The organism is Herbiconiux sp. 320_LB (assembly GCF_059691755.1).
Map to the genome: position 1 here is coordinate 824,629 of NZ_JCAWAD010000002.1, position 13,834 is coordinate 838,462.

The 13,834-nt window shown below is 71.3% G+C and carries 11 protein-coding genes; 6 read left to right on the forward strand and 5 right to left on the reverse strand.

The window, feature by feature from the left end:
- Nucleotides 1–192 precede the first annotated feature (192 nt).
- The 3 genes from AC59HU_RS07845 to AC59HU_RS07855 form a co-directional block, all read right to left on the reverse strand.
- The gene (locus AC59HU_RS07845) at nucleotides 193–597 is read right to left on the reverse strand and encodes a VOC family protein (protein WP_497222824.1); all 405 of its coding nucleotides are present in this window, start codon (nucleotides 595–597) and stop codon (nucleotides 193–195) included.
- A gap of 10 nt (nucleotides 598–607) precedes the next feature.
- Complete coding sequence (locus AC59HU_RS07850) at nucleotides 608–1,075, reverse strand: helix-turn-helix transcriptional regulator (RefSeq protein ID WP_497222825.1); 468 nt, start codon at nucleotides 1,073–1,075, stop codon at nucleotides 608–610.
- 97 nt (nucleotides 1,076–1,172) lie between these two features.
- Nucleotides 1,173–1,769, reverse strand: coding sequence for a hypothetical protein (locus AC59HU_RS07855; protein ID WP_497222826.1), 597 nt, complete (start codon nucleotides 1,767–1,769; stop codon nucleotides 1,173–1,175).
- Between the two features lie 48 nt (nucleotides 1,770–1,817).
- Here AC59HU_RS07855 and AC59HU_RS07860 point away from each other — a divergent pair, with 48 nt between their 5' ends.
- The 5 genes from AC59HU_RS07860 to AC59HU_RS07880 all read left to right on the forward strand — a co-directional run bounded on the left by AC59HU_RS07860 (nucleotide 1,818) and on the right by AC59HU_RS07880 (nucleotide 7,740).
- Nucleotides 1,818–4,322 (forward strand): heavy metal translocating P-type ATPase, encoded by a 2,505-nt coding sequence (locus AC59HU_RS07860; protein ID WP_497222827.1) that lies wholly within the window; start codon nucleotides 1,818–1,820, stop codon nucleotides 4,320–4,322.
- Nucleotides 4,323–4,428: 106 nt separating this feature from the next.
- A complete protein-coding gene (locus tag AC59HU_RS07865; RefSeq protein WP_497222858.1) occupies nucleotides 4,429–4,746 on the forward strand; it encodes a metal-sensitive transcriptional regulator in 318 nt (105 codons plus the stop codon).
- Nucleotides 4,747–4,797: 51 nt separating this feature from the next.
- The gene (locus tag AC59HU_RS07870) at nucleotides 4,798–5,646 is read left to right on the forward strand and encodes a DedA family protein (RefSeq protein ID WP_497222828.1); all 849 of its coding nucleotides are present in this window, start codon (nucleotides 4,798–4,800) and stop codon (nucleotides 5,644–5,646) included.
- Nucleotides 5,643–7,016, forward strand: a complete 1,374-nt coding sequence (locus AC59HU_RS07875) for a heparan-alpha-glucosaminide N-acetyltransferase domain-containing protein (protein ID WP_497222829.1) — start codon at nucleotides 5,643–5,645, stop codon at nucleotides 7,014–7,016. Before AC59HU_RS07870 ends, AC59HU_RS07875 begins: the two co-directional genes overlap by 4 nt.
- Before the next feature lie 103 nt (nucleotides 7,017–7,119).
- On the forward strand, nucleotides 7,120–7,740 hold the full coding sequence (locus tag AC59HU_RS07880) for a nitroreductase family protein (RefSeq protein ID WP_497222830.1): 621 nt from the start codon (nucleotides 7,120–7,122) through the stop codon (nucleotides 7,738–7,740).
- Between the two features lie 130 nt (nucleotides 7,741–7,870).
- On the opposite strand, the gene AC59HU_RS07885 is transcribed toward AC59HU_RS07880, so the two are convergent.
- Both AC59HU_RS07885 and AC59HU_RS07890 read right to left on the reverse strand, forming a co-directional pair.
- Complete coding sequence (locus AC59HU_RS07885) at nucleotides 7,871–9,676, reverse strand: cell wall-binding repeat-containing protein (protein ID WP_497222831.1); 1,806 nt, start codon at nucleotides 9,674–9,676, stop codon at nucleotides 7,871–7,873.
- A 187-nt stretch (nucleotides 9,677–9,863) separates the two neighbouring features.
- Nucleotides 9,864–12,047, reverse strand: a complete 2,184-nt coding sequence (locus AC59HU_RS07890; RefSeq protein ID WP_497222832.1) for an ATP-dependent Clp protease ATP-binding subunit — start codon at nucleotides 12,045–12,047, stop codon at nucleotides 9,864–9,866.
- A gap of 190 nt (nucleotides 12,048–12,237) precedes the next feature.
- Between AC59HU_RS07890 and mptB the strand changes: the two genes are divergently transcribed.
- A complete protein-coding gene (gene mptB, locus AC59HU_RS07895) occupies nucleotides 12,238–13,773 on the forward strand; it encodes a polyprenol phosphomannose-dependent alpha 1,6 mannosyltransferase MptB (protein ID WP_497222833.1) in 1,536 nt (511 codons plus the stop codon).
- The last annotated feature ends 61 nt before the right edge of the window (nucleotides 13,774–13,834 follow it).

Genomic DNA, 13,834 nt, shown 5'->3' on the forward strand with positions numbered 1-13,834 from the left:
CCCGACTCCCCTCGGGCCCGTCCGAATCCCCTCGGGCCCGTCCAACTGTCCTCGGGCCCGTCCGAATGTCCTCGGGCCCGTCCGAATGTCCTCGACCCGTCACCTGTTGTCGCCATCCGGCCTCGGAGGCGACAACGACTGACGGGTCGAGGGCAGCCGGCGGATGCTCGGGTCAGGTCAGGTCAGGTCGGGTCAGGCCTGGCTGATGCGGAGCATGTTGCCGGCCGGGTCGCGGAAGGCCGCATCCCGCACGCCCCAGAACTGGTCGGCGGGCTCCTGGATGATCTCGGCGGTACCGGCCGCACGCACCTGCTCGAACGTCGCATCCAGATCATCGGTGCGGAACAGGATGCCCGGCAGCTCGCCCTTCGCGAGCATCGCCGCGATGGCGTCGCCGTCCTCCTTCGAGCGCCCGGCGTGCGGCTGCGAGAGCACGATCTCGATCTCGGGCTGGGATGCGGTGGTCAGGGTGATCCAGCGGAAGCCGTCGTTGGCGACCTCGTTGCGCACCTCGAGTCCGAGGGCGTCACGGTAGAAGGCGAGGGCTTCGTCGGGGTCGTCGACGAAGACGTGGACGTGGCTGAGTGAAACGGTCATGCGCCCGACGTTAGCGGGCGACGACCGCGGGGGCTTCTCCGATCCTGCTCGATCCGAGGGCGGGGGAGCCGGGGTCGCGGCGGGGGCGGCCGAGCGTCATCGCCGAGCAGAGCGGCACCACCTCGCTCGCCGCGTGCTCCCGGGCCCGGTAGGCGCTCGGGGTCTCGCCGACGAGCTCGGTGAACCGTGAGCTGAACGAGCCGAGGCTGGTGCAGCCCACCGCGAAGCAGGCGTCGCTGACGCTCACGTCGCCGCGGCGGAGCAGTGCCATGGCGCGCTCGATCCGCCGGGTCATCAGGTGGGCGTAGGGGGTCTCGCCGTAGACCTCGCGGAACCGGCGGCTGAAGTGCGCGGTGGACATCAGCGCGGTGCGCGCCAGGTCGGGCACGTCGAGCGGTTCGGCGAACTCGCGGTCCATCCGGTCGCGGGACCGGCGCAGCCGTCTCAGCTCGTCGAGGTCGGGCGTGCCGGCGGTCATGCCCCCATTATGCGCCGCCCGGGCGAGCGGGGGCCGGTCAGCCGGCGGGCGGGCACCGATCGGGTGGCGGCGTACCGGTCGGGCGGGCGGGCGCCGGTCAGCCGGCGGGGTCGACGGGGGTGGGGGTGCAGCCGGGCGGCTCCGAGTTGCCGCTGACGGTGAAGTCGTCGCAGGTGAGGAAGCGCGACTGGTTGAGGCCGAGCACGAACGAGGCCGCGGCGATTACCGCGACCGCGCCGATCACGATCGACCGCTGACGCCAGGTGACCTCGTCGGCGAACTCGGGCCAGATGATCCGCGCGAGCACCCAGATCGTCGTCGGGATCGCCAGGAGGCCGACCAGCAGGGCCAGCAGGGTCACCACGAGCGATCCGATGTCGCTGTCGTCGGGATCGAACACGAACGAGAGCACGAGCCAGAGACTCGGTACGGCGAGCGCCAGGGCGCGCACCACGCGGGCGCGGCCGCGAAGCTGCAGCAGCACCACGATGAGGGCGCCGGTCGACGCCGCCCAGATGGTGAGCAGCTGGTCGAAGAAGAAGTCGCCCCAGGCGCCGAGCGTGAAGGCGGGCCACCAGACGGCCACGCTCATGCCGACCACCACCACGCCGGTGACCCGCGCGGCAGACCGGGATCCGGCGCGGGCACCGGGCGCCGCGTGGGGCGTCGTGCTCGGCGTGTCGGGCTGTGACATGCGGTCACGGTAGCAGTCCGGGTACCCCAGGGGGGTATAGTCTCTGGCATGAGTCACGAGTCGAACCGCCTCACCCCGGACGCCGCCGAGCACGACCTGCCCGCGCCGGACCACTCGGCGCACGCTGGCGACGGCGACGGCGACGGCAACGCGGCGCAAGATCACGACGCCCACGACGACTCGACGCACGGCGCGCCCGGCAACGACGCCCACGCCGAGCACGCCGGTCACGACCACTCCGCGCACGCCGACCTCGACCACTCCGAGCACGCCGTCCACGACCACGGCGGCCACGACCACTCGACCCACGCCGGCCACGACCACTCCGCGCACGCCGGTCACGACCACTCCGCGAACGCCCACCACGACCACTCCGCCCACGACCATTCGGCGCACGATCACGGCGGCCACGACCACTCGGGCCACTCCGCCCACGACCATTCCGGCCACGACCACTCCGGCCACGGCGGGCACGCCGGCCACGTCGCCATGTTCCGCCGCCTGTTCTGGGTGATGCTCGTCGTCGCGGTGCCCGTGGTGGCCCTCAGCCCGATGTTCGCGATGATCCTCGGCTACCCGCTGCCCACCGACGGCCCGATCACCTGGGTCTCCCCTGTGCTCGGCACCGTCATGTTCGTGCTCGGCGGCCGACCCTTCCTCACCGGCGGTGTCGACGAGCTCCGCGCGAAGCGGCCCGGCATGATGCTCCTGATCGCCCTCGCGATCACGGTCGCGTTCGTCGCCTCCTGGGGCGCGACCCTCGGCATCCTCGACCACGAGCTCGACTTCTGGTGGGAGCTCGCCCTGCTGATCGTGATCATGCTGCTCGGCCACTGGATCGAGATGCGATCGCTGGCGCAGACCACCTCGGCGCTCGACTCGCTCGCCGCCCTGCTGCCCGACGAGGCCGAGCGGATCGCCGCCGACGGCACCACCGCATCCGTCGCCCCCGCCGATCTCGTGCTCGGCGACCTGGTTATCGTGCGCCCCGGCGGCCGGGTGCCCGCCGACGGCGAGGTCACCGAGGGCTCGGCCGACGTCGACGAGTCGATGATCACGGGCGAATCCGAGCCCGTGCGGCGCGGCCCGGGCGACCACGTCGTCGCCGGCACCGTGGCCACCGACTCGGCCCTCCGCATCCGAATCACCGCGGTCGGCGACGACACGGCCCTCGCCGGCATCCAGCGGCTCGTGACCGAGGCGCAGAACTCCAGCTCGCGGGCCCAGCGGATCGCCGACCGCGCGGCGGGCTGGCTGTTCTGGTTCGCGCTCGGCTCGGCCGTGATCACCGCGGTGGTCTGGACTCTGGTCGGCAGCCCCGACGACGCCGTGGTGCGCACCATCACGGTGCTCGTGATCGCGTGCCCGCACGCGCTCGGCCTCGCCATCCCGCTCGTCGTGTCGATCGCGACCGAGCGGGCGGCGAAGGCGGGCATCCTGGTCAAGGACAGGCTCGCCCTCGAGACCATGCGCACCGTCGACACGGTGCTGTTCGACAAGACGGGCACCCTGACCAAGGGGGCTCCCGTGGTCACCGCGGTCGTTCCGCTCGCCACCGCCGTGCATCCCGTCGACGAGGACCAGCTGCTCGCCCTCGCTGCGTCGGCGGAGTCGGACAGCGAGCATCCGCTGGCCCGGGCCATCGTCGCCGAGGCCCGCCGAAGGGGCCTCGCCGTGCCGGCGGCCTCGGACTTCGCGGCCACCCCGGCGCTCGGCGTCTCGGCGACCGTCGACGGCGCCGCGGTGCGCATCGGCGGGCCGCGGTTGCTCGAGCAGGTCACCGCCTCGGCGAGCGCGGTAGACGACGCTTCAGGTGCGCGTGCGGATGCGGCGGCGGGCGCGGATGCGGGTGCTGGCGCAGGCGCGGGCACCGACGCTGCAGCGGATGCGCACGCCGGCCAGACGGTGCTGCACGTGGTGCGCGACGGCGAGGTGCTGGGGCGGATCGCCCTGGCCGACGAGATCCGCCCCGAGTCGCGCGAGGCGGTCGCCGAGCTGCGCCGCCGCGGGGTCGAGGTCGTCATGATCACCGGAGACGCCCCCTCCGTCGCCCACGCGGTCGCCGCCGAGCTCGGCATCCAGCGCGTCTTCGCCGGAGTGCGGCCCGAGGACAAGTCGGCCAAGGTCGCCGAGCTGCAGGCCGAGGGCCGGAAGGTCGCGATGGTGGGCGACGGGGTGAACGACGCTCCCGCGCTGGCCCGGGCCGACGTAGGCATCGCGATCGGCGCCGGGACGGACGTGGCCATCGCCTCGGCCGGCGTCATCCTCGCCAGCGACGACCCCCGCTCGGTCGTCTCGGTGATCGCGCTCTCGAAGGCGGGCTACCGCAAGATGACGCAGAACCTCTGGTGGGCCGCGGGCTACAACCTGCTGTCGGTTCCGCTGGCCGCCGGCGTGCTGGCGCCGATCGGGTTCGTGCTGCCGATGTCGGTGGGCGCGATCCTGATGTCGCTGTCGACGATCATCGTCGCCCTGAACGCCCAGCTCCTGCGCCGCATCGACCTGCGACCGGATGCGCGCGACGACTCCCGCACGACCACGAACGGACGTTGACATGACCGACCACGAACACCACAGCCCCTCAGCCTCGGCCGCCGCCGACGCCACCGCCATCGACGCCACCACCCCCATCGCCGCCAGCGACGCCACCGCCGCCCCCATCGCCGACGCCACCGACACCACCGCCGAGGCCCATCACCACGGCTACATCGGCAACAAGGACGCCTACCTCAAGCGGCTGCGCCGCATCGAGGGCCAGGCGCGGGGCCTGCAGAACATGGTCGAGGAGGAGAAGTACTGCATCGACATCCTCACCCAGATCTCGGCGATGACCAGCGCGCTCGAGTCGGTGGCGCTGGGGCTGCTCGACGAGCACCTGAACCACTGCGTCGTCGAGGCCGTGGCCGAGGGCGGCCCGGTCGCCGAGGAGAAGCTGCGCGAGGCCTCGGCCGCGATCGCGCGCCTCGTGAGGTCGTAGCCGGCGGGATCCATGGGGCGTCTGCGGAGGAATGATGCCTAGGCTTGCCGCATGAGCCTGGCCTTCGCCGACCCGTACCCGCTGACCGCCGCGCCCGGAGTTGCCGTGCCCGTTGCCGCCGCGCAGGAGCCCGTCGCGACCGGATCGACGCCCGGGGAGGGCGACTCCAGCCTCGGCCTCGTCGGCGACTGGGTCGTCGGCCTGATGGAGACGCTCGGTGCGCCCGGCGCCGGCCTCGCCGTGGCGATCGAGAACCTCTTCCCGCCCATCCCGAGCGAGGTCATCCTGCCGCTCGCCGGCTTCGCCGCCAGCCAGGGCAGCCTGCACCTCGGCGCCGCCATCGTGTTCACGACCCTCGGGTCGCTGCTCGGAGCGCTCGCGCTCTACGGCATCGGCGCCTGGTTGGGGCGTGACCGGATGCGCGCCATCGCCCGTCGGCTTCCGCTCGTCGACGTGCACGACGTCGATCGCACCGAGGAGTGGTTCCGGCGGCACGGGTCGAAGGCGGTGTTCTTCGGGCGGATGATCCCGATCTTCCGGAGCCTGATCTCCATCCCAGCCGGCATCGAACGGATGCCGCTGTGGAAGTTCGCTCTGCTGACGACCTCGGGCAGCCTGCTCTGGAACAGCGCGTTCATCCTCGCCGGGTTCTGGCTCGGCGAGCAGTGGCACGTGGTCGAGCAGTACGCCGACATCCTGCAGTACGTCGTGATCGCGGGGGTCGTGGGGGCGATCGTGTGGTTCGTGGTCGGCCGGCTGCGCAAGCACCGTCGTGGCCACACGGATGCGGCCGCCGACCGCGCCGCAGGTGCCGAGCGCGCCGCAGGTGCCGGCGACGCCGCAGGTGCGACCTCCCGTGCCGACCGCGCCACCCCTCGGGCCGAATCGCAGGGGGAATGACCACCGGCCCGGCGGCTCCGCCCACGAATCCGCTCCTGACGGACGGCGTCGGCCCGAGCGGCGGCACCCGTCCGAACCGCATCATCGGGCTCGACCTGGCGCGCTTCGTCGCCCTGGCCGGGATGATCGCCACCCACGTCTGGCTCTCCGCCCGCCTCGGCACCGACGAGCTGATCTGGGGTTCGAGCCTGTTCGAGGGCCGTGCATCCGCTCTGTTCGCGGTGCTGGCGGGTGTCGGCACGGTGCTCGCCACGCGGGGCCCGCTGCGGGAGGGCCGGCGGGCCGCCGCCCGGCTCATGCTCCTCGGTCGCGGCGCCGTGATCATCGCGATCGGGCTCACCCTGACCTCGCTGGTCGACCCGCCCATCCTCGTGATCCTGGTCTACTACGGCGTGATGTTCTGGCTGCTCGCGCTCGTGATCACCTGGCCGCGCTGGGCGCTCGTCGTCTCCGTGATCGTCGTGGCCGTCGGAGCCCCGTTCGTCGCGACGACCGTCGCCGGGGCGTTCGGCATCGAGGACCGCGAGGCCGCCAATCCCAACTGGACCGCGTTCGCCGACCCGCTCGAGCTCGTGCGCGGAATCCTCTTCACCGGCTCCTACCCCAGCCTCATCTGGTTCGCGTACGGCATCGCGGGGGTGCTGGTCGGCCGGGCCCTGCTCGGGGCGCGCACGACGGCGGCGCTCCGGATGCTCGCCCTGCGGCTCGTCGCGATCGGCGTCGCCGTGTGGCTGGCCGGGGTCGCGGTGGCGGGGCTGGTGCAGGGGCCGCTGGGCGGAGTCGCGGGGCTCGCGCAGGATCTCGGCATCACCGACGCCGAGGCACTCCAGATCCTCCAGGTCAACGGCGGCAGCCGCCCGGGTTCGGGGAGTCCCTGGCTGTTCTTCGCCATCGGCCCCCACAGCGGCACCACGCTCGACCTCGCCGTGACCGGCGGTTTCGCGGTGACGGCGATCGGCGCGTTCGTGCTGCTCGGAACGGTGCTCGGGCCGCTCGCCCGCCGCATCCTGTCACCGATCACCGGGGCGGGTGCCGCGCCGCTGACGGTCTACACGGCGCACGTGCTGCTCGTGGGGATCGTGGTCGAGGCCGCGCTCGGCAAGCCGTACGACTCGCTGACCTACGAGGAGTACATCGCCCTCGACACGCCCTGGTACCTGTCGAGCGCGGCGTTCTACCTGGTGAACCTCGCGCTGGCGCTCGCGATCGGGGTCGTGCTCACGCTCCTCGGGCGGAGGGGCCCGCTCGAGACGCTCGTGACCTGGGTAGGCCGTCGCGCGGCCGCACTCGGGCGCCGCCCCGGCCCCCCGCCCGCTCCCCCTGCTCCTGGCGCATCGCTCGAGCCGACCGAGCCGAACGCCCGGGAATAGTCCTCGGCGGCGTATCGTTGTGACGGATGCGGACCACAGTCCGTTTGGCTGCCCGATGGTGTGCAGACCGGCCGTTCCCACCAGCTGCAGAGGACTCACCATCATGACCATCGCCACCGACACCCCCGCCTCCGATCTCGCCCCGATCCCCGCGAAGACCGCGGAGACGAGCGCCCCGATCCACCCCACCCTCGCCGAGCGCTGGAGCCCCCGCTCGTTCGAGGCCGCGCAGCCGATCGACGAGTCGAAGCTCACCGCCGCCCTCGAAGCAGCGCGCTGGGCGCCCTCGGCCGCGAACTCGCAGCCGGCCCGCTTCATCGTCGCCCGCCGCGGTTCGACGTCGTTCGCCGCCGTCGCCGATGCCCTGATGGGCTTCAACTCGGTCTGGGCCGGCTCGGCCTCGGCCTTCGTCGTCGGCGTCGCCGAGGTCGCGGATGCCGACGGCAAGCCCCGCCGCTGGGCCGAGTACGACCTCGGCCAGGCGATCGCTCACCTCTCGGTGCAGGCGCACCACGACGGACTGCACGTGCACCAGATGGGCGGCTTCGACGTCGACGCGATCCGCGCCGCGTTCTCGCTGCCGGAGAGCCTCGTCCCGGTGACGATCACGGCCCTCGGCACCGCGGCCTCGCCCGACGCTCTCCCCGACGACACCCTCCGCACCCGCGAGCTCGCCCCCCGCACCCGCCTCCCCCTCGCCGACCTCCTCCTCGCGAACGACTGACCCGCGCTCCTAGGGGTTATTCCCCCGGCGGACGTTGCGCCCCGTCTCCCCCGAGCCGCGCGACGTCCGCCCTCCGCTCCACCTCTCGCTGACATGATCACGGCGGCCCTGGATTGGCACGCGGACGGCGTCAGGCGCAGGGCTTCAGGGCCTCGACGTCCGCGGTCAGCGTCGCGGGGCCACCCAGGAGCACGACCGTGCCCACGCCGGCGGCCGCCAACCGGCCGAGCACCTCGTCGGGCACGCAGTCGGGGTGCACGAGGTAGAGCGGCCGATCACCCGAACGGCCGGCCCGCGCGCCACCAGTAAGGGCATCGGGGTAGGACGACCCGCTCGCCAGGTACGCGACGGAGAAACCGCTCGCGAAGGCGTCGTCGTTCACCGCGATCGACCCCTGATACCGATCTGCGCCGCTGATCCGCTTCACGTTCGCGACGGCGGCGATCTGCGCCTCGATGGCGGGACCGACGGAATTCGGCCCCCCGAGGATCCTCACCATGCGCCCTGAACCCGCGTATCGCGACACCACCGCCAGCTGCTCGGCACTGAGCATCCCGCCACCGTCCACGAGCAGTACACCCGCGCCGCGCCGCGCGGCCGCCGGCGTGCCCGAAAGAGCATCCGGAAAGTTGCGGCCGTCGGCCACGGAGAGCTGATCGGGCGAGACGGAGAAGCGTCCGTCGAGCAGGGCCCGGGACACCGCGTAACGATCCACCCCGCTGACCCGCGTCACGGCTGACCCGGGCGTCACGGCGGCGACCTCGGCCGCGACGGCGGACGAGACGGACGCCTCCCCGCCGACGATCACCACCTGCGGGGGATGCCACTTCATGAGCCAGTCCTTCGTCGCCGGCGGCAGAGCATCCCTGGTCGTGAGCAGCATGGAGGCGCCGAGACCCGCGGCGATCGGTCCCACGCTCAGGGCGTCGGCGAACTTCTCGCCGCTGACGAGGAAGGCGACTCCGCGCTCGTCGTCACCCGCGACCTCCGTGGCCGTCGCGTAGCGGTCCGCACCGGCGCGCCGCTCCACCCGGATCGTCACGACGGAGTCCAACCGCACGACCTTCCCGGCCGACCGCTCGAGGGTCCAGAGGTACCGCCCCTCCGTCTGCGCCAGCCCGACCGCATCCTTCCGCGCCGACGGCAGGAGGTACCGGAGCGTCTGCCCCGATGGATCACGCAGACCGATCGAGTCCCTGTCGGCATCGACGAACCAGGTTCGCTCCCGCAGGCCGAGGAAGCCGTTCACCCGGCCGACATCCCCGACGACGCGCCCACCGCCGACCCATCCCGTGTCCAGATCGCAGTCGATTCGATCGACCTGCCCGTCCACCGCCGCCGTGACCGTGACGCGCCGATCGAGGACATCCCCGATCTCCAGCTCTCCGACACCAGGGCTGTCGCAGCGATGTTCCGGATGGCCGTCCCGATCGAAGAACCACACCCCGACCGCGCCGTCGGACACGGCGATGGTGGTCTCGCCGCCGTCGATGGATCCCACAGACGCCCCAGCGGGCATCGCCCACTCATCGATGCCCCCCATCGACTCGGTCAACCGCCCGAGCTTCCCGGAGCCCGATTCGGTGAAATAGACCTGATCGCCCCCGTCCCAGATATCAGCGGGGAAGCTGTTCGAGGTGGGGATGCGGCTCTCGAGCGCACGATGGTCGGCAGTCAGATGCACGACGTAGTTCGCGGTGACCTCAACACCCCAGACGCCCCCGGCATTGTCCGTAGTCATCTTGCTGACCGACCCCGAGACCGGGATGCTCGCGAGAACGGCTCCGTCTCGATCGAGATGCAGAACGTTCCGCTCGCCGAAGAGCGATACCCACACGCTGCCGTCGGCGCCCGCCACGATGTCGGTGGGCAGACTGGCCGTGTTCGGCAGATCGAACTCCACCAGCCGCGACCCGGCGTCGATGGGCGGAGGCACGAGCTCCTCTGCCCGTGCCGCGGGCTGAGCCGTGGCTTGCAGACCCGAGACCATCAGTGCAAGAGCAACCGCAGAAGCGACGAGTGGCGCCCGAGATGCACGGAGCACACTGGACGAGAAGAGCGGGATCCGAAGCGTCATCCCCTCAGGATGCGCTCAGACCCCGCCCTGGCGAGATGAGTACTTGCTACTCAGCAGAGGCAGCCGCAGCAGCCACCACCGTCAGCCCGCCCCCGTCCTCAGCCACGTCCACCAGCACCGTGTCCCCGTCCCGAACCGCCCCCGACAGCAACGACGTCGCGAGCCGGTCGTCGATCTCGTGCTGCATCAGCCGCCGCAGCGGCCGCGCACCGTAGATCGGGTCGTAACCGCGCTCGGCGAGCCACGCGCGCGCCGACGGCGTGACCGCCAGCGACAGCCGCCGCGACGCCAGCCGCCGGTCGAGTCGGTCGACGTAGAGCGAGACGATCTGGGCCAGATCGTCGGCTGAGAGAGCCGAGAACACCACGATGTCGTCGAGCCGGTTCACGAACTCGGGCTTGAACGCCTTGCGCACGGCGTCCTCCACCAGGGCCACGGCCGCCGAGTGCGACAGCGCCGGGTCGACCAGGTACTGCGACCCGAGGTTCGAGGTGAGGATGAGGATCGTGTTGCGGAAGTCGACCGTGCGCCCCTGACCATCCGTCAGCCGCCCGTCGTCGAGCACCTGCAGCAGCACGTCGAAGACCTCCGGATGCGCCTTCTCGACCTCGTCGAGCAGCACGACCGAGTAGGGCCGACGGCGCACCGCCTCGGTCAGCTGGCCGCCCTGCTCGTAGCCGATGTACCCGGGAGGGGCCCCGAGCAGTCGCGCCACGGAGTGCTTCTCGCCGTACTCCGACATGTCGATGCGCACGAGCGCCTTCTCGTCGTCGAACAGGAACTCGGCGAGCGCCTTGGCCAGCTCGGTCTTGCCCACGCCCGTCGGCCCGAGGAACAGGAACGACCCCGTGGGCCGGTTCTCGTCGGCGATGCCGGCCCGCGACCGGCGCACCGCGTCGGCGACCGAGCGCACCGCATCCTTCTGCCCGATCAGCCGTCGGCCGAGCTCGGCCTCGAGGTTGAGCAGCTTCTCGGTCTCGCCCTGGGTGAGACGGTCGACCGGGATGCCCGTCCAGGCCGCAATCACGGACGCGATGTCGTCGCTGGTGACCCGGTCGTTCACCATCCGCTCGATGACCTCGCCGGATTCGGTGTCGGCCGTCTCCGCGGCCTCCGCGGCCGAGAGCGAGCGCTCCAGCACCGGGATCTCGCCGTACAGCAGTCGAGAGGCCAGCTCGAGGTCGCCCTCGCGCTGCGCCCGCTCGGCACGCATGCGCGCCTTGTCGAGCTTCTCCTTCAGCTCACCGACGGCGTTCAGGGCCGCGCGCTCGCGATCCCAGCGCGCCTGCAGGTCGGCGAGGGTGGCCGTGCGCTGGGCGAGCGTCTCGCGCAGGGCGGCGAGCCGCTCGCGCGACGCCTCGTCCTTCTCCTTCTTCAGCGCCAGTTCCTCCAGCCGCAGCCGGTCGACGCTGCGGCGCAGCTCGTCGATCTCGACCGGGGCCGAGTCGATCTCCATGCGCAGCCGCGAGGCGGCCTCGTCGATCAGGTCGATCGCCTTGTCCGGCAGCTGGCGACCCGGGATGTAGCGGCTCGACAGCGCAGCGGCGGCCACGAGGGCCGAGTCGGCGATGGCGACCTTGTGGTGCGCCTCGTAGCGCTCCTTGAGCCCGCGGAGGATGGCCACCGTGTCTTCGACGGACGGCTCGCCCACGAACACCTGCTGGAAGCGCCGCTCCATCGCCGCATCCCGCTCGATGTACTCGCGGTACTCGTCGAGCGTGGTGGCCCCGATCAGCCGTAGCTCACCGCGCGCGAGCATCGGCTTCAGCATGTTGGACGCGGCGACGGAACCCTCTCCGCCGCCCGCCCCCATCAGCGTGTGCAGCTCGTCGATGAAGGTGATGATCTGTCCGTCGGCCTCGTTGATCTCTGCGAGCACCGCCTTGAGGCGCTCCTCGAACTCGCCGCGGTACTTCGCCCCGGCGACGAGGGCCGCCAGGTCGAGCGAGACGAGCTGCTTGCCCTTCAGCGAATCGGCCACGTCGCCGGCGACGATGCGCTGGGCGAGACCCTCGACGACGGCGGTCTTCCCGACGCCGGGCTCGCCGATCAGCACGGGGTTGTTCTTGGTGCGGCGCGTGAGCACCTGGCTGACGCGCCTGATCTCGGCGTCACGGCCGATGACCGGGTCGAGCTTGCCGCTCGCCGCGATCTCGGTCAGGTTGACGCCGTACTGCTCGAGCGCGCTCTTCTGCTCGTCGCCGCTCGGGTTTCCCTGGTTGGTTGGCATGGGTGGCTTCGTACCCTTCGTGAAAACAATTTGTGAGAAAGCGTGAAATTCGCGGTCCGCCGCATCGGCCCCTCGAGGGGTCCGATGACAAACTTGAGTTGACCTGACTCAAGTTTACCAGAGGTGACGATTTGGTACCACTGGCAACCTATCCAGGCCGATGCCCAACTGATCATGGTAAGAGTGGGGTGTGCCTGTCTTTCCTCCGCGCATCCGTTTGCTGCTCGGGATCGCCGGCTCCCTCCTCATCGTCGTGGGCTCCCTCGGCGTCGGCTGGCTGGGCCCGGGCTCGATCCTGAGGGACTGGCTGTTCTTCTCGCTGCTCCGGAACTCCCGCTTCGCCGCCTCCGTGTGCGCGATCCTCGTCGTCGTCGGCGCCCTGTTGCTCCTGCTCGCGTGGATCTCGCTCGGCCTCTCGATCCTCGCCACCGCGCGCTCCGCCCGTCGTGATCCGGATGCTGCGGCCCGCCGGTCGAGCACCCTGCTCTCGCAGGTGGTCACCTCCGCACTGGCCTGGGGCCTCCCCCTCATCCTGACCCTCCCGATGTTCAGCCGCGACATGTTCGCCTACGTCGGCCAGGGCCGCCTGATGGTCGCCGGTCTCAACCCGTACTCGACCGGAATGGCCGACATCCCCGGCTGGTACGAGATCGGCGTCGACCCGACCTGGGCCGACTCGCAGACCCCCTACGGCCCCGTCTTCGTCTGGCTCGAGAAGGTCGCCATGATGGCGACGCACGCGATGCCCACCGAGGTCACCATCTTCCTGTTCCGCCTGCTGGCGGTCGCCGGGCTTGCGATGCTCGCCTACTACGCCTGGCGGATCGCCAAGCACCGCGGCCTGAACGAGGCCGGTGTGCTCTGGATCGTCGCGGCCAGCCCCCTCGTGCTGATGAACTTCGTGATCGCCGGTCACAACGACTCGCTGATGCTCGGCTTCATCGTCGGCGGCGTCTACTACGCCCTGAAGGATCGCCCGATCCTCGGCACCCTCTTCGTCACCATCGCGATCGGCGTGAAGCCCATCGCCCTGGTCGCCCTGCCGATCATCGGTCTGATCTGGGCCGGCCAGGCCGCGGGCTGGGGTGCGGTCATCCGCCGCTGGCTCGCCGTCACCGGCATCTCGGTCGGCACACTGGCCCTGATGGGCTGGGGCATCGGCGTCGGCTTCGGCTGGATCGGCGCGCTCTCGACGCCGACCGCCATCTCGTCCTGGTACGCCCCCGCGAACATCCTCGGCATCAGCATCGGCGGGTTGTTCAACCTCGTGGGCCTGGACGGCGGTCTCACGCAGACCGTGGTGAAGCTCGCGCTGCTCGGTGTGGGCGCCACCTTCACGACCTACCTGATGATCAAGCGCCGTCAGGCCGATCCGCTGTGGCTCCTGGTCGGGGCCTTCGCGGGCATCGTGCTGCTCTCGCCGGTCATCCACCCCTGGTACGGGCTGTGGATGATCACCTTCATCGCGATCGCGGGCGTGAAGCGCCGCTGGCAGATCCGCACGGTCGTCTACGCCACCGTGTTCTTCATGCTGATCGGGCTGGCCGAGCCGCTCGACCTCATCCCGCGCATCCAGATCGACACCATGATCCCGGTCAGCGTGATCGGTCTCGCGATCATCGGGGCGACCTCGATCCTGATCGCCGCCGAGTACGCCTCGCGTCGCCGCTTCACGGCCAGCGGCCTGGTGCTCGCCGCGCCGCTCAGCCGCGTCGAGCCCTCCTGACCCGAGCCCTCGGCCACAGGCCGACGACAGACCCGAGGCCTCGGCGCGGGCCGACGCCTGA

Excerpts from the sequence above, each read along its gene's own strand:
- AC59HU_RS07845 (WP_497222824.1), bottom strand. The coding sequence starts at position 597 with ATGACCGTTTCACTCAGCCACGTCCACGTCTTCGTCGACGACCCCGAC.
- AC59HU_RS07850 (WP_497222825.1), bottom strand. The coding sequence starts at position 1,075 with ATGACCGCCGGCACGCCCGACCTCGACGAGCTGAGACGGCTGCGCCGG.
- AC59HU_RS07855 (WP_497222826.1), bottom strand. The coding sequence starts at position 1,769 with ATGTCACAGCCCGACACGCCGAGCACGACGCCCCACGCGGCGCCCGGT.
- AC59HU_RS07860 (WP_497222827.1), top strand. The coding sequence starts at position 1,818 with ATGAGTCACGAGTCGAACCGCCTCACCCCGGACGCCGCCGAGCACGAC.
- AC59HU_RS07870 (WP_497222828.1), top strand. The coding sequence starts at position 4,798 with ATGAGCCTGGCCTTCGCCGACCCGTACCCGCTGACCGCCGCGCCCGGA.
- AC59HU_RS07875 (WP_497222829.1), top strand. The coding sequence starts at position 5,643 with ATGACCACCGGCCCGGCGGCTCCGCCCACGAATCCGCTCCTGACGGAC.
- AC59HU_RS07880 (WP_497222830.1), top strand. The coding sequence starts at position 7,120 with ATGACCATCGCCACCGACACCCCCGCCTCCGATCTCGCCCCGATCCCC.
- AC59HU_RS07890 (WP_497222832.1), bottom strand. The coding sequence starts at position 12,047 with ATGCCAACCAACCAGGGAAACCCGAGCGGCGACGAGCAGAAGAGCGCG.